This window comes from Methylobacterium sp. Ger2507, from assembly GCF_055231875.1.
Window position 1 is genome coordinate 2,384,692 of record NZ_JBUYVC010000001.1, and the last position, 18,689, is coordinate 2,403,380.

The 18,689-nt window shown below is 63.7% G+C and carries 15 protein-coding genes; 11 read left to right on the plus strand and 4 right to left on the minus strand.

What is annotated here, in order from left to right:
- Window positions 1-15 precede the first annotated feature (15 nt).
- The 4 genes from ACV7NL_RS11050 (at window position 16) to panE (ending at window position 4,166) form a co-directional block, all read left to right on the plus strand.
- Window positions 16-918, plus strand: coding sequence for a DUF3313 domain-containing protein (locus tag ACV7NL_RS11050; RefSeq protein ID WP_056189065.1), 903 nt, complete (start codon window positions 16-18; stop codon window positions 916-918).
- A gap of 164 nt (window positions 919-1,082) precedes the next feature.
- Window positions 1,083-2,576, plus strand: a complete 1,494-nt coding sequence (gene guaB, locus ACV7NL_RS11055; RefSeq protein ID WP_056479350.1) for an IMP dehydrogenase — start codon at window positions 1,083-1,085, stop codon at window positions 2,574-2,576.
- A 131-nt stretch (window positions 2,577-2,707) separates the two neighbouring features.
- Window positions 2,708-3,139 carry an MAPEG family protein gene (locus ACV7NL_RS11060; protein WP_463355681.1) on the plus strand — a complete coding sequence of 144 codons (432 nt, stop codon included), beginning with the start codon at window positions 2,708-2,710 and terminating at the stop codon, window positions 3,137-3,139.
- Window positions 3,140-3,215: 76 nt separating this feature from the next.
- Window positions 3,216-4,166, plus strand: coding sequence for a 2-dehydropantoate 2-reductase (panE, locus tag ACV7NL_RS11065; RefSeq protein ID WP_463355682.1), 951 nt, complete (start codon window positions 3,216-3,218; stop codon window positions 4,164-4,166).
- On the opposite strand, the gene ACV7NL_RS11070 is transcribed toward panE, so the two are convergent.
- Window positions 4,163-4,336 carry a hypothetical protein gene (locus ACV7NL_RS11070; protein WP_463355683.1) on the minus strand — a complete coding sequence of 58 codons (174 nt, stop codon included), beginning with the start codon at window positions 4,334-4,336 and terminating at the stop codon, window positions 4,163-4,165. The two genes, panE and ACV7NL_RS11070, sit on opposite strands and share 4 nt — an antisense overlap.
- A 147-nt stretch (window positions 4,337-4,483) precedes the next feature.
- Between ACV7NL_RS11070 and ACV7NL_RS11075 the strand changes: the two genes are divergently transcribed.
- A complete protein-coding gene (locus ACV7NL_RS11075; RefSeq protein WP_463355684.1) occupies window positions 4,484-5,785 on the plus strand; it encodes an RsmB/NOP family class I SAM-dependent RNA methyltransferase in 1,302 nt (433 codons plus the stop codon).
- A gap of 53 nt (window positions 5,786-5,838) precedes the next feature.
- Here the strand turns inward: ACV7NL_RS11075 and ACV7NL_RS11080 are convergent, their stop codons facing one another.
- Window positions 5,839-6,066: a hypothetical protein gene (locus tag ACV7NL_RS11080; protein ID WP_463355685.1), complete on the minus strand. Its 228-nt coding sequence runs from the start codon at window positions 6,064-6,066 to the stop codon at window positions 5,839-5,841.
- Between the two features lie 163 nt (window positions 6,067-6,229).
- On the opposite strand from ACV7NL_RS11080, the gene guaA reads away from it, so the two are divergent.
- The 3 genes from guaA (at window position 6,230) to ACV7NL_RS11095 (ending at window position 12,686) form a co-directional block, all read left to right on the plus strand.
- On the plus strand, window positions 6,230-7,786 hold the full coding sequence (gene guaA / locus ACV7NL_RS11085; RefSeq protein WP_463355686.1) for a glutamine-hydrolyzing GMP synthase: 1,557 nt from the start codon (window positions 6,230-6,232) through the stop codon (window positions 7,784-7,786).
- A 424-nt stretch (window positions 7,787-8,210) separates the two neighbouring features.
- Window positions 8,211-9,485 carry an efflux RND transporter periplasmic adaptor subunit gene (locus ACV7NL_RS11090; RefSeq protein WP_463355687.1) on the plus strand — a complete coding sequence of 425 codons (1,275 nt, stop codon included), beginning with the start codon at window positions 8,211-8,213 and terminating at the stop codon, window positions 9,483-9,485.
- A 33-nt stretch (window positions 9,486-9,518) separates the two neighbouring features.
- Window positions 9,519-12,686, plus strand: a complete 3,168-nt coding sequence (locus ACV7NL_RS11095; RefSeq protein WP_463355688.1) for an efflux RND transporter permease subunit — start codon at window positions 9,519-9,521, stop codon at window positions 12,684-12,686.
- Between the two features lie 245 nt (window positions 12,687-12,931).
- Here the strand turns inward: ACV7NL_RS11095 and ACV7NL_RS11100 are convergent, their stop codons facing one another.
- Window positions 12,932-13,264 (minus strand): hypothetical protein, encoded by a 333-nt coding sequence (locus tag ACV7NL_RS11100; protein ID WP_463355689.1) that lies wholly within the window; start codon window positions 13,262-13,264, stop codon window positions 12,932-12,934.
- 233 nt (window positions 13,265-13,497) lie between these two features.
- Window positions 13,498-15,120, minus strand: a complete 1,623-nt coding sequence (locus tag ACV7NL_RS11105; protein WP_056186567.1) for an ABC-F family ATP-binding cassette domain-containing protein — start codon at window positions 15,118-15,120, stop codon at window positions 13,498-13,500.
- Window positions 15,121-15,291: 171 nt separating this feature from the next.
- Here ACV7NL_RS11105 and ACV7NL_RS11110 point away from each other — a divergent pair, with 171 nt between their 5' ends.
- The 3 genes from ACV7NL_RS11110 to ACV7NL_RS11120 are packed head-to-tail and all read left to right on the plus strand — an operon-like array spanning window position 15,292 to window position 18,687.
- Complete coding sequence (locus ACV7NL_RS11110; RefSeq protein ID WP_463355690.1) at window positions 15,292-17,175, plus strand: MHYT domain-containing protein; 1,884 nt, start codon at window positions 15,292-15,294, stop codon at window positions 17,173-17,175.
- 35 nt (window positions 17,176-17,210) lie between these two features.
- Entirely contained in the window at window positions 17,211-17,624 is a 414-nt protein-coding gene (locus ACV7NL_RS11115) for a response regulator (protein ID WP_056186660.1), read from the plus strand.
- A 13-nt stretch (window positions 17,625-17,637) separates the two neighbouring features.
- Window positions 17,638-18,687: a sensor histidine kinase gene (locus ACV7NL_RS11120; protein WP_463355691.1), complete on the plus strand. Its 1,050-nt coding sequence runs from the start codon at window positions 17,638-17,640 to the stop codon at window positions 18,685-18,687.
- The last annotated feature ends 2 nt before the right edge of the window (window positions 18,688-18,689 follow it).

The following is an 18,689-nucleotide window of genomic DNA, read 5'->3' on the forward strand; positions in this document are numbered from 1 at the left end:
TCAAGAAAGTCACCGATGCTCCCGAGGTTCGAACATCGACGCAGGCTGGCGGGCTTCGTCTCCTGCTTTGCTCTGGCGGCCGCGGTTGCCGGATGCGGTACCGTGATCCTGACCGAGGCCGGATCGCTGACCCGCTACGATCGTCTGGTCTCCAGCGACGAGACGGCCAGTTCGTCGCGAATCTTCGTCGATCAGGCAGCTCTGGCCCAGACCCGGACCGTGCGGATCGTGCCCACGACGTTCCCGGAGGCGGTCGCCCCCGGTCTGACGCCGGCGGAACGCAAGCTCGTTGCCAACGCCGCCGATCGCGCCCTCTGCTACGAGTTGTCCCTGCGCTACGACGTGGTGTCCGGGCGGAAGGCCGACCTGACGGTCCGCTCGGCCGTCACCCGCATCGACCTCACCAACGTGCCGGCCGCCGGCGCCACGATCGCCACCTCGGCCGGCATCACCGTCGCGTCGCAGCTCGGCGCCGGGTTCGCGACGGCCGTTGGGCGCATCCCGATCCCGCGCATCCCGATCGGGCTCGGAAGCCTGACCGTCGAGGCCGAGGCCCTCGACAGCCGCAACACGCAGCGCGCCGCCATGGTGTGGGGCGGTGCCACCAACGCCTTCACCAATCAGGCGCGATTCTCGCCGGCCAGCGACGCTTATGACCTCGCCGGGGAGTTCGGGCAGGATTTCGGCTTCTATCTCGCGACCGGCCAGGACCCGTTCAAGGCACCGCTCACGTTGCCGACCTACGACCGCGTCCGCGTGACGACTTTAGGCGAAGCGCCCCTCGATCCGGATTGCGAAGCCTTTGGCCGCGCCCCCGGTTTCGATGGAATCCTCGGCGATTACGTCGGTGCGCCCCCGGAATGGACCGACAAGGGACCGGCGGAAGGCCTGCCGGGCGCCCCCTATAGCCTGCGCTAGGCGCAACCCTTACCGGAGAACGGCGTCCAGAGCGCCTTTTTCTGTGGCGCAGCCTGACCGGCGGCTTTGCGCCGGTTCCCCCCGCGTGATACTGGCCCGTGCCAACCCACTGACGCCGGACGGCCCGCAAGGCCCGGCGCAGGCACCCGTTCCGGAGTTGGTTCATGGCTCGCATCACCGCAGATTCCATCATCGAGGGCCTGACCTTCGACGACGTCCTCCTGCGTCCCGCCGCTTCCTCGGTGATGCCTTCGGACGTGAAGATCGCGAGCCGGCTCACCCGGTCCATCCATCTCAACCTGCCGATCCTGGCCTCGGCCATGGACACCGTCACCGAGGCGCCGATGGCCATCGCCATGGCGCAGAACGGCGGCATGGGCGTCATTCACCGTAACCTTGAGCCGGCCGAGCAGGCCGAGCAGGTCCGCCTGGTCAAGAAATACGAGTCCGGCATGGTGCTGAATCCCATCACCATCCACCCGGACGAGACCCTGGCCGATGCGTTCTCGCTGATGAAGCAGAATCGCATTTCCGGAATCCCGGTGGTCGAGCGCGGCCCCAACGGCTCGCGCGGCAAGCTCGTCGGCATCCTGACCAACCGTGACGTGCGCTTCGCCACCAACTCGTCGGAGACCGTGGCCGACCTGATGACCCGCGACCGGCTCATCACGGTGCGGGAGGGCGTGAGCCAGGACGAGGCCAAGCGCCTCCTGCACCAGTTCCGCATCGAGAAGCTGCTCGTCGTCGACGACCACTATCGTTGCATCGGTCTCATCACCGTCAAGGACATCGAGAAGCAGGTCGCTTATCCGGGCGCCGTCAAGGACGAGCAGGGCCGCCTGCGGGTGGCGGCCGCCACGACCACCGGCGACAGCGGATTCGAACGGGCCGAGCGCCTCATCGATGCCGGCTGTGACGTGATCGTGGTCGACACCGCCCACGGCCACTCGATCAAGGTTCTCGACGCCGTGCGCCGGGTGAAGCAGCTCTCCAACACCGTCCAGATCGTCGCCGGAAACGTCGCCACCCGCGATGGCGCCCAGGCGCTGATCGATGCCGGCGCGGACGCGATCAAGGTCGGCATCGGGCCGGGCTCGATCTGCACCACCCGCATCGTCGCCGGCGTCGGGGTGCCGCAGCTCACCGCCCTGATGGAGGCGGTCGAGGCGGCCCAGAGCGCCGACGTGCCCGTCATCGCCGATGGCGGCATCAAATACTCCGGCGACCTTGCCAAGGCGATCGCGGCCGGGGCCTCGGTCGCCATGCTGGGCTCGCTGCTGGCCGGCACCGACGAGGCGCCCGGCGAGGTGTTCCTGCACCAGGGCCGCTCCTACAAGAGCTACCGCGGCATGGGTTCGGTGGGCGCCATGGCGCGCGGCTCCGCCGACCGCTACTTCCAGGCCGAGGTCAGCGACACCCACAAACTCGTCCCCGAGGGGATCGAGGGGCAGGTGCCCTACAAGGGGCCCGTGGCGGCGGTGCTGCACCAGCTCGCCGGCGGCCTGCGGGCCGCCATGGGCTATGTCGGTGCCCCGACCATCCCCGACTTCCAGGAGAAGGCGCAGTTCATCCGCATCACAAATGCGGGTCTGCGTGAGAGCCACGTTCACGACGTGACCATCACCCGTGAGAGCCCGAACTACCCGGGTCGCGCTTGAGCCGGCATCCTCGTCCGGTCTCGGTCGTCGCCGCTCCGCGCAGGCGATGATCGGGATCGGGGCCTACCCTCTCCGGATGACCACTGCCCAGGTGACCGCTGCCTAGGTGACCACCGCACGAAAGGTCCGCCGTGACCGTCCAAGCCACCCTGGCGCCTGTCTTCGCGCAGGTGTTCCTCACCTTCGCCCTGCTGTTCTGGCTCGGTCGGGCCCGTCTCGACGCCGTGCGGGGCGGCGCGGCGAAGGGCCGGGACTTGGCGATGGGCCAGCGCAACTGGCCCGCTCCGGCGCAGCAGGCGGCCAACACCTTCTCGCACCAGTTCGAAATCCCGGTGCTGTTCTACGTCCTCGTCGGATTCGCCCTGGCGACGCGCAAGGCGGACCTGCTCTTCGTCGTCCTGGCCTGGGTCTTCGTCGCGACCCGATTCGTTCACGCCGGAATCTACCTCACCAGCAACCATGTGCCCTATCGCTTCCAGGCCTACACGGCAGGGACGCTGGTGCTCCTGGCGATGTGGATCGTCTTCGCCGTCCGCATCTTCGCCAGCCCGATCGGCCTCTGATCCCGCGGGAGAGCGCTGGAGCGCCACCGCCCATTTCGGCTCAAGCTCACCCAACGAACAGGGAAGGAATTCGACCATGCGCGTACTCGTCGTCGGGGCCGGAGCCACCGGTGGGTACTTTGGCGCACGCCTGGCCGAGGCCGGGCGCGACGTGACCTTCCTAGTCCGACCGGCCCGGGCCGAGAAGCTCGCCGCCACCGGCCTAGTGGTCGAAAGCCCGGTCGGCCATTTCCAGCTTCCCGCGCCGCAGACCGTCACGGCGCGCGAACTGGCGGCCGGCCAGGGTGGCGCCTTCGATCTCGTGCTGTTCTCGTGCAAGGCCTATGATCTCGACAGCGCCATCGCGGATGTCGCACCGGCCATCGGGCCCGACACTGCGATCCTCCCCGTGCTCAACGGCATGCGCCACCTCGACGCGTTGGACTTGGTATACGGCGCCGACCGCGTGCTCGGCGGTTCCTGCGCGATCGTGGCGACGCTCGGTCCATCCGGCGAGATCCGCCAGATGAATCCGCTGCATACGTTGACCTATGGCGAGCGTTCCGGCGGCCGATCCGCTCGCGTCGATGCCATTGAGGCCCTGATGCAGGGCGTCACGTTCCAGCCCCGGCTCAGCGAGTGTATGGTGTTGGAAATGTGGGAGAAATGGAGCTTCCTGGCCACGCTCGCCGGGTCCACATGCCTGATGCGTGCCACCATCGGCGACATCGTTGCCGCCCCGGGCGGCCTCCCGTTCATCGAAGCGCTGATGGAGGAGTGCCGCGCCATCGCCGAGAGCGCGGGCTATGCGCCGCGCCCGAGTGCACTCGACAACACCCGCAAGACCCTGACCGCTGCAGGATCCGCCTTCACGGCCTCGATGCTGCGCGACATCGAGGGCGGAGCCCGCATCGAGGCGGATCACATCGTCGGCGATCTGATCGCGCGCGCGTCCGATGCGGTCGCGCATCCGATGCTCGACCGCGTCTATACGCATCTCAAGGCTTACGAGAACCGTCGCGCCCGAGAAACCACGGCACGATCCTAGTAGCGAGGCCCTGGCGGCGGAGGCGGCGGCGCGCCGTACTCGAGCTGGGTCTTGGCATCCAGCCGGCGCGGCGGGGGCGGCGACAGATCGGGGGCGGCTGGGGCCGGGGAACAGGCGGCCACGGCAATCGCGAGAAGGCTGGCAAGGCCGAGATGGATGACGGGGGACATGCAGTTCTCTAAAGCTCCGAGTGCGTTCGAGGCGGCACCGTCGCTCAAGCTGAGCCGTGAACCCGACGGAAGCTCGACCGTACTGTGACTGACCGCCGCCCGAAGCGTGGCCATATCGCGGCGCTGTTTGAATATCGAGGACCCTGCTTGACCCCGCCTGCCCGCCTCTCCGCTGCGATCGAAGTCCTGACCGATCTGTCTTCGCGCCGTCGCCCGGCCGCCGATGCCCTGAAGGATTGGGGACTGGCCCACCGTTTTGCCGGATCGGGCGATCGCGCCGCCATCGCCAGTCTGGTCTACGATACCTTGCGCCGCCGCGCCTCCGCCGCCTGGATCATGGGCGACGAGAGCCCGCGCAGTCTGGTCATCGGCATGCTGCGCCTCCATCACGGGCTCGCTGCGCCCACGATCGCCACGATGTTCTCCGGTGATCGCTTTGCCCCGGAGCCATTGACGGTTGCTGAGCGAGCCTGCTTGACCGACGGGACGCTCGCGGACGCACCGGCGCACGTCGCTGGCGATGTCCCCGAATGGGTTCTGCCCTCCCTGGCGGTGACATTCGGAGAGGCGACCCATGAGGAACTACGAGCCCTCGGTCGCCGAGCCCCCCTTGATATCCGGATCAACACGCTGAAGCGCAGTCGCGATGATGCCATGACCGGCTTGGCTCATCTCGCGCCGATGCCGACACCACACGCCCCGAACGGCCTGCGCATCCCCATCGGCGAGGATGGACGCGGCCCCGCTCTTCACGTCGAACCGGAGTTCATCGACGGGTGGTACGAAATTCAGGATGAGGGCTCGCAACTCGCGAGTATCCTAAGCGGAGCGCGACCGGGCGAGACGGTGATCGACCTCTGCGCAGGCGGCGGCGGGAAGACGTTGAGTTTGGCGGCCATGATGCAGAACACCGGCCGTCTCGTGGCAAGCGATGACGATCCGCGTCGCCTCGCACCGATCCACGAGCGCCTGCGCCGCGCCGGCGCAGACGCCGAAATCCGCACGCCCCGCTCCGGTAAGGCTCGCGCCGACGTCCTTGGCGACCTCGACGAGATGGCAGACCGGGTGCTGGTCGATGCGCCCTGTACAGGCTCGGGCACGTGGCGCCGCAACCCTGACGCCAAGTGGCGGTTGCGCCCCAATGCGCTGACATCGCGGGTCGCGGATCAGGCCACTGTCCTCGACCGAGCGAGTCGGCTGGTCCGCCTTGGCGGCCGCATCACCTACATCACCTGTTCGTTGCTCCCCGAGGAAAACGATACGGCTATCGCCAGCTTCATCAGCCGACGACCGGACGACTTCGCTGTAGTTCCTGCAAAGGAGGTCCTGGCGGAGCGGGCCCCCCGTTTGGCTGAAGCCGTTCGCTTGACCAACCACGGTCTCCAGATGAGTCCGGCCCTCACAGGCACCGACGGTTTCTACGTCGCGACCCTGGAACGCCTCCGCTGAAGTAAGAAATGGCCCCATGGGGGGCCATTCCGAAGCGTTTGATGAGTGGCTGATCAGACGCAGCGACGCTTGCGCACCACCACGACGCGACCGAATGGGCCACGACGCTTGGTGACTACCGTCTTGCAACGTGGCCCGCGGACAATCGTCCGTTCAACGACACGCGCCTGCTCGACGTTGGAGCCAGGCGAAAGGCCGGCGGCGAAAGGCAATGCTGAAGCCGACGTCGCTCCGAACCCGGTCAGGGCGAAGGCGGCAATCCCGAAGATGGTGGCTCTCACAGCGGAGGCTCCTGTTCGTTTCTGGGGGGCAGGGTTTCGACCGCTGACGGTGAACAGCCGCTTAACGCGGCGGCACGCGCATCCCCAGTCCGATGCCGGTCGCGGGGCCGCTCTGCAGGTTCGTCCGTTGCACGGGATCGAGGCCTCGTCTAACTCCGGTTCCATGACGACAGAACACGACAAAATCCTCATCGTGGATTTCGGTAGCCAAGTGACGCAGCTCATCGCGCGCCGCGTGCGCGAAGAGGGCGTCTACTGCGAGATCGTGCCGTTCACCAAGGCTGCGGAGGCGTTTGCGGAGACGAAGCCAAAGGGTGTGATCCTGTCCGGCGGCCCCGAATCGGTGACCACCGAGGCATCGCCCCGCACGCCTCAGGTGGTGTTCGAATCCGGTGTTCCCGTCTTCGGCATCTGCTACGGGCAGCAGACGATGGCGGCGCAACTCGGCGGTGAGGTCGAAGGCGGTCACCATGCGGAATTTGGCAGGGCAGAGATCGAGATCCTGTCGGACTGCGCTCTCTTCAAGGGCGTTTGGCATGTCGGTGAGCATTATCCCGTCTGGATGAGCCACGGCGACCGCGTAACCAAGCTCCCGGACGGTTTCACCACCGTCGCCATGTCGAAGAATGCCCCCTTCGCGGCGGTGGCCGATGAAGCGCGGAACTACTACGCCGTCCAGTTCCATCCGGAGGTGGCCCACACCCCGCATGGCGCACTGCTGATCCGCAATTTCGTGCGCGATATTGCGGGCTGCTCCGGCGACTGGACCATGGGCGCGTACCGCGAAGAGGCAATCGAGAAAATTCGCGCCCAGGTCGGAAATGAGCGGGTCATCTGTGGCCTGTCTGGTGGCGTCGATTCCGCAGTGGCAGCAGTCCTGATCCACGAGGCGATCGGCGAACAACTTACCTGCGTTTTCGTGGACCACGGCCTTTTGCGCATGGGTGAAGCTGAAGAGGTCGTCCGCCTTTTCCGCGACCACTACAATATTCCCCTGGTCCACGTAGAGGCACAGGCGCTCTTCCTTGGTGAACTCGACGGAGTCAGCGATCCCGAGCAGAAGCGCAAAACCATCGGCCGCTTGTTCATCGACGTGTTCGAAGCCGAGTCGAAAAAGATTGGCGGCGCAGCCTTCCTCGCTCAAGGCACGCTCTATCCGGACGTCATTGAGAGCGTTTCGTTCACGGGTGGACCCTCGGTCACCATCAAGTCCCACCACAACGTCGGCGGACTGCCTGAGCGCATGAATATGCAGCTCGTTGAGCCCCTGCGCGAATTGTTCAAGGACGAGGTCCGCGTCCTCGGTAAGGAACTTGGTCTGCCCGATGCCTTCGTGGGGCGACACCCCTTCCCGGGCCCGGGTCTTGCCATCCGCTGCCCGGGAACGATTACGCCGGAGAAGCTCGAAGCCCTCCGGAAAGCAGACGCAATCTACCTTGATGAAATTCGGAAGGCCGGCCTCTACGACACGATCTGGCAAGCCTTCGCTGTGATCCTGCCGGTGAAGACGGTTGGTGTGATGGGCGATGGCCGGACCTACGACCATGTCTGCGCCCTTCGCGCCGTAACCTCCGTCGACGGGATGACGGCGGATTTCTATCCCTTCGACATGGCTTTCCTCGGACGCGTTGCGACCCGGATCATCAACGAGGTCAAGGGGATCAACCGGGTGACCTATGACATCACCTCGAAGCCACCCGGTACGATCGAGTGGGAATGACGATCCTGAGCTTCCACAAGGTTGCAAAATTTATCAGGAATTCCCGCTTTTCATAGGCAGAATAGCTCTGGAGCCTCGGCACTGGTCTTGTCGTTTGCGCTATGGCATGTAGTATACCAGCCGTCCCTCCCAGGGACCCATGTGACGCAACTTCACCCCGCAGTCCCTCGGTCTGCGGGGTTTTGTTGTCAAAGGCTGCTGGCGCGCGACGACGGGCGCTACGGAACGGAATGGATAACGCGGCGCAGGCGGAGGAGCCGAGGAACAGTCCGCTCATTTCCGAAGCTGACGCAGAGACCACACTCGCGAAGCAAAAGGCGGTCTCTAGCTAAAGTGATCCGGACTCGCTTGTGCCCCGAGAAGCCGACCTCTAGAGACCGACCCGCGATCCAATATGGCTTTGGATACGTGCGCGAACGCGAAGTTGCCCGAGATCGAAATGATGAGCGAACCACAGGGCTCCTTCGCTCCACTCTCCGGATTGAAGCGCCGTACTCAAATCCTGCTTTTGTTCGTTGTTGCTGTGATTTGTATCGGCCCCCTATCGTGGTTCTCTGGGACATTCGCCGGGGCTGCGATAGCACCGGCGCCATCAGCTGTACCCTCTCCATCTCTTGGAAATAAGATTTTCGTCCTCTCTGCCGATCAACTCGCTGCAATTGAAGTCGAGACGGTGGAACAGCGCCTCTTCTACGAAGAGATCACCACTGAGGGTAAGATCGGTGTCGATGAGTATCAGGCAACGCCGGTTTTCTCACCTTATCCGGGCCGAGTCATTGCCATCTTTGCTCGGACCGGAGAACAGGTGCAAAAGGGTGAGCGCCTCTTTTCGATTCAAGCCAATGAAATGGTCCAGGCACAGAACGATTATCTGGCCGCTTTGAATGTATTGGCGAAGACACGATCGCAACTGGGCTACGCGCAGGCTGCCGAGAAGCGGCTCCATGACCTCTACGACTCCCGCGTCACAACATTGCGCGAGCTGCAGTCTGCACAGAACGATCTGAACACTGCGACCAACGACGCACGGACCGCAGAAGTAGGCCTTGAGGCCGTACGAAATCGCCTCCGCATCCTCGGTCTGCGCGATGACGATGTCGCCAATCTTCAGAAGGGATCGATCAATCCCGAGACAGCGATCAACGCGCCCTTGAAAGGTACCATTATCCAGCGAAAGATCGGACCAGGACAGTATATCGGCCCCGCGGGGGGCGACCCGTCCTACATTATCGGCGACCTTTCTAAAGTCTGGCTCATCGCGCAATTGCGGGAGCCCGATGCAGCCAAGGTCGACCTTGGGGAGCGCCTCAAATTCCGCGTGCTGGCTTATCCCGAGAAGATTTTCGAAGGCCGGATCAACTTCATCGGCGCTTCGGTTGATCCGGCTACACGACGCATCACTGTTCGAGCCGACATCGACAACGCACAAAATTTTCTCAAGCCTGAGATGTACGCTACGGTTCGGATCATCAATGAACGTGAGAGCCTTTCGCGGTCCGTGCCGCGTGCGGCGGTGGTGCTTGAAGGCAGCAAGGCAAGCGTTTGGGTGCTGAAGCCGGATAACTCGGTCGAGAGCCGAATCGTCAAACCTGGAATCATCGACGGAAGCAAAATCGAGATTCTGGAAGGTCTGGTATCCGGCGAGCGCGTCATCTCGCGCGGCTCCTTATTCATCGATCGGATGCTGACCCGAGGCTGATTCGTCAGCGCTCGCTCGCAGGAACCACCGCAAATGACTGGACTCGTCCAACTCGCGCTTCGTCAGCGTGCCCTGGTGGTGCTGGCATTTGTCCTGCTGCTGGCGTGCGGGCTCGTGTCCTTTCGGACACTTAACATCGAGGCTTACCCCGATCCGACTCCGCCCATGATCGATGTGATCACGCAGGCATCAGGCTTGTCGGGCGAGGAAATCGAGCGATACGTGACCGTTCCGATCGAGGTGATCACCTCCGGATTGCCAAACCTGAAGCAGGTTCGCTCGGTTTCACTCTACGGCCTCTCGGACGTCAAGCTACAGTTCGGATTTGAATTCACGTATCGTGAGGCCGAGCAGCAGGTTCTCAATCGACTGGCCCAACTCGACGCGCTGCCCAACGGTGCCAAGCCAACCATCTCACCGGTGAGCCCCATCGGCGAAATCTTTCGCTATAAGCTGACTGCTCCGGCCGGTTACAGCGTCCTTGATCTGAAATCCCTGCAAGATTGGGTTTTGCGCCGTCGTTTCCGTGCCGTGCCCGGCGTTATCGACGTCATCGGCTGGGGTGGTAAGACGAAGACCTTCGACATCGCCATCGATCTCGACAGACTTACCGCCTACGGACTGACCCTGTCGGGCGTCGTCAAGACGCTCAACGATAGCAACCTCAATGTCGGTGGGAACCGGATCAACCTTGGGACGCAATCTGCGGTGGTGCGCGGCGTCGGTTTGATCCGTTCGACCGACGACATCGCCGACACCGTCCTGACTCAATCCGGTGGCGCACCGGTCCTCGTTCGCGATGTCGCCACGGTGACGATCGGACATCAACCACGCCTCGGCATCGCCGGCATGAACGATGACGACGACATCGTCCAGGGCATCATCCTGATGCGCCGCGGAGAGGAGAGCACACCGACCATCCAGGCTGTACAGGCGGAAGTCTCGCGCATCGCGGGGATGGAACTGCTGCCACCGGGCGTGAAGATCGAGCGGATCTACGATCGAGCCGATCTAATCGCCGTCACGACGCACACCGTCCTGCACAACATGCTCGTTGGCATCGTGCTCATCCTGATCGTCCAGTGGCTATTCCTCGGCAATTTGCGCAGTGCGCTCATCGTGGTTGCAACGATCCCGTTCGCGCTGTTCTTCGCCGTGATCATCCTTGTGCTGCGTGGCGAATCCGCGAACCTGTTATCCGTCGGCGCCCTGGACTTCGGCCTGATCGTCGACGGAACCGTGATTATGGTTGAGGCCATCTTCCGGCGGCTATCGGGTCACGGTGACCCGACAGGAACCATCATCCAGTCTGGCCTAGCCGGCAAGCTTGGGCGCATTCGTCAGGCCTCCGCCGACGTGAGCCGCTCGATCGTCTTCGCCGCAATCATCATCGTGACCGGTTTTCTTCCGCTCTTTACCCTCACCGGTGTCGAGGGCCATATCTTCGGACCAATGGCGCAGACCTATGCGTACGCGCTCCTGGGGGGGCTCATCGCCACCTTCACGGTCACACCCGTCCTCTCCGCCTACCTGCTCCCAAACCACGTGGAAGAGGTTGAGACGCTCCTGGTCCGCAGCCTTGATCGACTCTACCGGCCAGCAATCCACGCCGCGTTGAGCAACCGCATCCTGACTCTCGGCCTAGCGGTTTTGCTCTTGGCGGGTGTCGGCGTGGCAGGACGTCAACTCGGTCTGGAATTCCTGCCGAAACTCGAGGAGGGCAACCTCTGGCTACGCGCCACCATGCCGGCGACGATCTCGCTCGAAGAGGGCAATCTCTACGTCAATCGGATTCGCCGCATCATCGCGGCCGTACCGGAGGTAGAAAGCGTCGTCTCACAACACGGCCGACCAGATGACGGAACGGACGCAGCAGGATTTTTCAATGGCGAATTCTTCGCGCCGCTGAAGTCCGCAGAGGCTTGGCGTCCGGGGGTGACAAAGGACAGGATGGTCAGCGACCTCCTCGAAAACTTGCGCGTTGAGTTCCCCGGTATCGAGTTCAATGTCTCGCAATACCTGCAGGACAACGTCGCGGAAGCTGTGTCCGGCATCAAGGGAGAGAACTCTTTCAAGGTCTTCGGCCCAGATCTGGAGACCCTTACGAAGGTCGCCAATCGCGTCGAAGCAGTTCTTCGTCAAGTGCCAGGCGTAACCGATCTCGGTGTCTTCACATCCCTGGGCCAACCAACGGTACAGATCGACGTCGATCGCGTCCGGGCGGCCCGCTATGGGCTGACGCCTGGCGACATCAACGCAACCGTCCGCACAGCCATCGGCGGTGACAGCGCTGGAGATCTCTACGACAGCGGTTCAGATCGCCACTATCCAATCGTGATCCGCCTTGCCGAGCAATTCAGGCAGAGTGTGGCTTCGATCCGTGCCCTTCGCATTTCGGGACAGGGCCCAAATGGCACATTGATGCAGGTGCCCCTTAGCGAGGTTGCTCAGGTCGCTCTCGTTTCAGGACCGGCCTATATCTACCGTGAGGGTCAGGAACGATACCTGCCGGTGAAGTTCAGTGTCCGCGACCGCGATCTCGGTAGCGCAATCCTGGAAGCACGCGAGCGTGTGAACACCGAGGTCTCTCTGCCGCGCGGCTATCGTCTTGAGCTGGTCGGCGAATTCAACAACATGCAAGGCGCCCTCGCGCGCCTTTCCATCACAGTTCCGATTGCCATTGGCCTGATTGCGATCCTGCTATTCATGAACTTCGGATCCGCCATCGACATGCTACTGGCGCTCAGTGTCATCCCAATGGCTGCGGCCGGAGGAGTCCTGGCGCTTGTCATCACGGAGACACCGTTCAGTGTATCCGCCGCAATCGGCTTCATCGCACTCCTCGGCATTGCCGTCATGGACGGCATCATCGTACTTTCACACTACAATGCACTGATCGCGGAGGGCGAAGAGCGTGTAAGGGCCATGTTGCGCACTTGCCGAACGCAACTCCGGCCGGTGGTCATGACCTGCGTCGTGGCTGGCGTCGGCCTCCTGCCGGCTGCCTTCTCCAACGGAGTCGGCTCCCAGGTTCAGAAACCTCTGGCGCTGGTAGTCGTCGGCGGCATGAGTCTGGCGCCGCTCCTCATCCTGTTGATCCTGCCAGCGCTCATTCTCGCGCTCTCGCGGCGAAACCCTAAACAGGCCGAAAGCGAGGACATAGAGATAAGCGCCGCGAAGCCAGCATCCGGTTTGACCTAATCGATGGGTGCTGCATTTCCCTTGGCTGGTTGCCGCGCAAAGCGAACTCAGTCCCGCAAAAACTCGATGCGATTTAGGTGGATTGAGCCGATAGCAACCGAGAAGCCTTCTCGCGCTGATGCATTCCGGTCAAGCTGTGTGTCGGGTCTCGCCCGAGCAGACACGTTGCCGCTGTCGCGATAGTTGTGCTGGCAAAGCAGTACGGCCCGCAACCAGCGGGCCGGTCGATGAGCAGCGCCGACCAATCAGTTATTGCTGGTCAGCGCGGCCTTCGACACCAGCAACTCGGGCGGTGTGGCATCCGCGATCTGGCCGGTAGTCCGGTGGGGGGGCTGGGCGGTCATCAAGTCTACACTGATCTGGATCGTCAGCATAAACAACAGCGCCACGACCAGCGCCTGTGCGGCGCGCTGGAAAGGACGGGCGGATAAACGAACGGACGCCTCCAGTCGATCGGCATCCATCGACACGGAGGCGATCCGGTCGGAGATCGGGAGAAGCCACGGCTCACTCGGAAGAGCCTGAAGCCCTCCCATTTCATGAGCGCCCGGCAGGTTCTGGAACAGTCCGCTGGACATATCCGTACTCCTGGTTGGTGAGTGGCAGCCCAGTGTGGAAGGCTGATCGTTCATGTTCAGTTAATATGACTTTTTGTTCATTTCAAGTTCAGGGTCGGAACACGCTGATCCACCTCTCCAATCTTTCGCAGGCATGACCCGCGAGCAGGCTTCCGCGTACCAAATTTCCCCGACGGGTATCGTTCTGAGCCGAACGTCAGAGTCCGTGTAATGACAGGGTTCGGTGCGTGGACTTAGCTGCGCAGCCCCGGTGCCTCCTGGCCCGTCCGTGCGACGTACTCGGTGTAACCGCCGCCGTACTGATGGATGCCGTCCGGCGTCAGTTCCAGGACCCGGTTCGATAGGGCTGCAAGGAAGTGCCTGTCGTGGCTCACGAACAGCATCGTACCCTCATAGTTCGCGAGTGCCGCGATGAGCATCTCCTTGGTGCCCATATCGAGGTGGTTCGTGGGCTCGTCGAGGACGAGAAAGTTCGGCGGATCGTAGAGCATCCGGGCCATGACGAGGCGGGCCTTTTCTCCACCCGAGAGCACCCGACAGCGCTTCTCGACATCGTCGCCTGAGAAACCGAAACACCCAGCAAGCGCCCGCAGGGAGCCCTGACCCGCCTGCGGAAAGGCATCTTCCAAGAAGCCGAAGACCGTCCGGTCCCCGTCGAGGACATCCATGGCATGCTGGGCAAAGTAGCCAAGCTTCACGCTGCCGCCGACCGCGACGCTGCCGTCATCGGGCGTGGCGGTTCCGGTGACGAGCTTCAAGAGCGTCGACTTGCCGGCGCCGTTGATACCCATCACGCACCAGCGCTCACGCCGGCGGATCGAGAAATCCAGGCCGTCGTAAATGGTTCGGCTGCCGTACCGCTTGTGTACGTTCTTGAGCATGACGACGTCGTCGCCGGACCGCGGGGCGGGTAGGAACTCGAAGGCAACGCTCTGGCGGCGCTTCGGCGGCTCGACCCGCTCGATCTTGTCGAGCTTCTTCACCCGGCTCTGTACCTGGGCGGCGTGGGAAGCCCGGGCCTTGAAGCGTTCGATGAATTTGATCTCTTTCGCCAGCATCGCCTGCTGGCGCTCGAACTGGGCCTGTTGCTGCGTCTCGTTCAACGCCCGCTGCTGCTCGTAGAAGATGTAGTCACCCGAATAGGTGGTGAGCTGCCCGCCATCGATCTCGACGATCTTCGTAACGATGCGGTTCATGAACTCGCGGTCGTGCGAGGTCATCAGCAAGGCGCCCTCATAGCCCTTGAGAAAGGCTTCGAGCCAGATCAGGCTTTCCAAATCCAGGTGATTGCTTGGCTCGTCGAGGAGCATGACGTCGGGGTTCATCAGGAGGATACGAGCGAGCGCCACGCGCATCTTCCAGCCACCGGAGAGCTTGCCGACATCGCCGTCCATCATCTCCTGGGAGAAGCTGAGGCCCGCCAGAACTTCGTAGGCGCGGCCCTCCAGGGCATAGCCGTCGAGTTCTTCGAAGCGCGCCTGCACTTCGCCGTAGCGCTCGATCAGCGCTTCCATCTCATCGGCTCGGTCCGGATCTGCGAGCGCCTGCTCGACCTCCTTCAACTCGGCTCCGATCTCGCTGACGGGACCGGCGCCGTTCATCACCTCGGAGACGACGGTACGGCCGGACATCTCCCCCACATCCTGACTGAAATACCCGATGGAGATGCCGCGGTCGGAAGCGACTTGGCCCTCGTCAGGCTGCTCCTCGCCGGTGATCATCCGGAACAGGGTCGTCTTGCCGGCGCCGTTTGGGCCGACAAGGCCGACCTTCTCGCCTTTCTGTAGGGCGGCCGACGCCTCGATGAAGACGATCTGGCGGCCGTTCTGCTTACCGATTTTTTCGAGGCGGATCATGGGGTCACGGAAGTTTTGGCGGATGCAGCGGCCTTACGGCATGCTGCCCGCAAACGGTAGTGCAAGGCGGCACCGCGCCGGAACTCCGGACATCTGAAACCCTGATGGTTCCTGGCGTCCGAACGGGATAGGCTGACACATCCTTCCGCAGAATGGTTGTCCGCCCCAACGATGGTTCACACCGGCTATAACCCGGCGCTCGTCGCGCTGTCCGTCACCATCGCGATCTTCGCATCCTACACGGCACTCGATCTCGTGAGCCGCGCGCGGGGTGCGGCAAGCCGAAGACGCCACGTCTGGATCGCTGCCGCTGCAGCCGCGATGGGCGGAGGAATCTGGTCGATGCATTTCGTCGGAATGCTGGCGTTCGAGATGGGAATGCCGGCTGCGTACGATCTTGGAACGACCCTCCTGTCGCTGGCTCTTGCCGTTGCCTGCACCGGCGCCGGTTTCGCCTGGATCAGCCGGCGAGGGGCAACAAGACAAGACCTGCTCATCGCTGGCCCCGTGATGGGACTTGGGGTCGCGGCGATGCACTACACGGGTATGGCCGCGATGCACGTCCCCGGAAATCTTGCCTATGATTGGCGCCTCGTCGGGATATCGGTCGCCATCGCGATCACGGCGGCGACGGCAGCGCTGTGGCTGACTTTGCGCCAGAACAGTGTGTGGCAGACGCTCATCGCGGCCAGTGTCATGGGCATCGCAGTCGCCGGCATGCACTACACCGGGATGGCGGCGGCCACGTTCACCGCCGAGGCCGCCGGCGCCCAGGCGGCGCACATTACAGACCTGGGTCAAGGCCAACAGAACCTCGCCCTTGCGGTGGCGGGCGCGACCTTCCTGATCCTGTTCCTGGCGATGCTGGCTTCGTCGTTCGACCAGCAACGGGTGCAAGAGGAACTCCGCGGCAGCGAGGCCCGCTTTCGTGCGGCCATCCAGGCCGTGCGCGGAGTTCTCTGGACCAATGATGCCGAGGGCAGGATGATCGGCGAACAGCCGGGCTGGAGCGCCATTACGGGGCAGAGCCCAACCGAGTACGCGGGTTACGGCTGGGCGAATGCCGTACATCCCGACGATTCCCAAGCCAGTATCGAAGCTTGGAACGAAACGGTGAGGGCACGCAGGACCTTCGTCCACGAACACCGGGTGCGCATCGCCGATGGCAGTTACCGCCATTATGCCATTCGCGCGGTGCCAGTGACGAACGGCGATGGTTCGATACGGGAATGGGTCGGCGTCCATACCGACATCACCGAGCAGCGCCAAGCCGAGGCGGAACTGCGCGAATCGAACGAGGAGATCCAGCGTTACGCCTACATCGTCAGCCATGACCTCCGGGCGCCCCTGGTGAACGTGATGGGCTTCACCAGCGAGTTGGAGGCGACGCGGGCAGACGTCGGCGCCGCCCTCCAGGGGCATCCACAATCGGCCCGGATCGACGCTGATTTTGGCGAAGCGCTCGGCTTCATCCAGGCGGCCGTGACCCGAATGGAGCGGCTCATCGCGGCAATCCTGAAGTTGTCCCGCGAGGGGCGGCGCAGTTTTACGCCCGAACGCCTCGACATGACGAGCCTCCTCCAGCGCCTCGCCGCCGCGCAGCAGCATCAAATCGAGCAGGCCGGCGCGCGGGTGATCGTCGCCCCGAACCTGCCCCGCCTCGTCGCCGACCGGCTCGCCATCGAGCAGATTTTCGGCAACCTGATTGATAATGCTGTGAAATATCTCGACCCGGCTCGGCCGGGACGCATCGAGATCACGGCTGAGGCCCTCGGCGGCGGCCGGATCCGCTACCGTATCGCGGATAACGGCCGGGGCATCGCCGAACGGGACCACGCCCGGGTGTTCGAGTTGTTCCGGCGGTCCGGCGCTCAAGACCGGCCCGGGGAAGGGATCGGCCTCGCTCATGTGAAGGCGCTGGTTCGCTCTCTCGGCGGCCGTATCGAGGTCGCGTCGGAACTGGGAATCGGCACAACCTTCAGCGTGACGCTGCCCCGCGAGACCGCTACAGGTCAGGGACAGAACGGGTCGCCGATGCGGCTCGCTGCCGAATAGGGGTGGAGCGAAGCGTGAACGCCGTCGAAATCGTCATGATCGAGGACGATGAGGGCCATGCGCGCCTGATCGAGCGCAACATCCGTCGCGCCGGCGTGAACAACACGATCCTGCCGTTCCAGGACGGCACCTCAGCACTGCACTACTTGTTGGGTGCGGACGGATCCGGCGAGGTCAGCGCCAAGCGGCACCTGCTCATCCTGCTCGATCTGAACCTGCCCGATATGACAGGTATCGACATCCTCGAGAAGGTAAAGGCGAACCCGCATACCAAGCGCTCGCCAGTCGTGGTCCTGACCACCACGGATGACCAGCGCGAGATCCAGCGCTGCTACGATCTCGGAGCCAACGTCTACATCACGAAGCCGGTGAACTACGAGGGCTTCGCCAACGCTATTCGGCAGCTCGGGCTGTTCTTCTCGGTCATGCAGGTCCCAGAAAATCCATGAAGCCTTCGCTTCCATGACTGCACCGACGCCCCCAGGCCGCGGTCGCGTCCTCTACATCGACGACGACCCGGGTCTGGGGCGGCTCGTGCAACGCGCATTGCAGGCGCGGGGCTACGCTGTAGACCTCGCACTCGATGGCGATAGCGGCCTCCGGCGCCTGGCTCAGGGCGATATCGACGTGGTGGCCCTCGATCATCACATGCCCGGGCAGACCGGCCTCGACATCCTCCCCTGCATCCGTGCCCTGCCGGAGGCGCCGCCGGTGGTCTACGTGACGGGATCGGAGGACAGTCGGGTCGCGGTGGCAGCCCTGAAGGCGGGTGCCGTCGATTACGTCTGGAAGGACCTGCAGGGCCAGTTCCGCGAACTCCTGGGCGAAGCGGTGGATACGGCCCTACGTCAGGAGGCGCTAAGGCGCGACAAGGAGCGTGCGGAACGCGAAGTCCGGGAAGCGCGGGACCGGGCCGAAATCATGTTGCGGGAGGTGAACCACCGGGTTGCGAACTCGCTGGCGCTGGTGGCGGCCCTGACCCACATGCAGACCAACGCGGTCACCGACCCGGCGGCCAAGGCGGCGCTGCGGGAGATGCAGGCGCGGATTTCGGCGATCGCCGGTATCCACCGGCGGCTCTACACCTCCGATGACGTCGAGGCCGTCGATCTCGACGCCTACCTGGCGAGCCTGGTCGAGGAGCTTCAAGCGGCGATGAAGGCGGCCGGGCGCGACCATGCCATCCGCCTCGACGCGGCGCCGATCCGGCTCGCGACGGACAAGGCGGTGTCGGTGGGCGTCGTCGTCACGGAACTCGTGACCAACGCCTACAAGTACGCCTATCCACCTGAGATCCCTGGAGAAATCCGGGTCTCCATCGCCCGCGAGGGTCCTGCCGGCCTGACCCTGACGGTGGAGGATGACGGCATCGGCTGGACCGGCGAGGGACAGCCGAGGGGGACCGGCCTCGGCTCCCGCATCGTCAAGGCGATGGCGGCGAACCTGCGATCGGCCCTGGTCTATGGCACCGGGAGCGCCGGAACCCGGGCGACGCTGTCGTTCCAAGGGTGAGC

Excerpts from the sequence above, each read along its gene's own strand:
- ACV7NL_RS11050 (WP_056189065.1), top strand. The coding sequence starts at position 16 with ATGCTCCCGAGGTTCGAACATCGACGCAGGCTGGCGGGCTTCGTCTCC.
- guaB (WP_056479350.1), top strand. The coding sequence starts at position 1,083 with ATGGCTCGCATCACCGCAGATTCCATCATCGAGGGCCTGACCTTCGAC.
- panE (WP_463355682.1), top strand. The coding sequence starts at position 3,216 with ATGCGCGTACTCGTCGTCGGGGCCGGAGCCACCGGTGGGTACTTTGGC.
- ACV7NL_RS11070 (WP_463355683.1), bottom strand. The coding sequence starts at position 4,336 with ATGTCCCCCGTCATCCATCTCGGCCTTGCCAGCCTTCTCGCGATTGCC.
- guaA (WP_463355686.1), top strand. The coding sequence starts at position 6,230 with ATGACGACAGAACACGACAAAATCCTCATCGTGGATTTCGGTAGCCAA.
- ACV7NL_RS11095 (WP_463355688.1), top strand. The coding sequence starts at position 9,519 with ATGACTGGACTCGTCCAACTCGCGCTTCGTCAGCGTGCCCTGGTGGTG.
- ACV7NL_RS11100 (WP_463355689.1), bottom strand. The coding sequence starts at position 13,264 with ATGTCCAGCGGACTGTTCCAGAACCTGCCGGGCGCTCATGAAATGGGA.
- ACV7NL_RS11105 (WP_056186567.1), bottom strand. The coding sequence starts at position 15,120 with ATGATCCGCCTCGAAAAAATCGGTAAGCAGAACGGCCGCCAGATCGTC.
- ACV7NL_RS11110 (WP_463355690.1), top strand. The coding sequence starts at position 15,292 with ATGGTTCACACCGGCTATAACCCGGCGCTCGTCGCGCTGTCCGTCACC.
- ACV7NL_RS11115 (WP_056186660.1), top strand. The coding sequence starts at position 17,211 with ATGATCGAGGACGATGAGGGCCATGCGCGCCTGATCGAGCGCAACATC.
- ACV7NL_RS11120 (WP_463355691.1), top strand. The coding sequence starts at position 17,638 with ATGACTGCACCGACGCCCCCAGGCCGCGGTCGCGTCCTCTACATCGAC.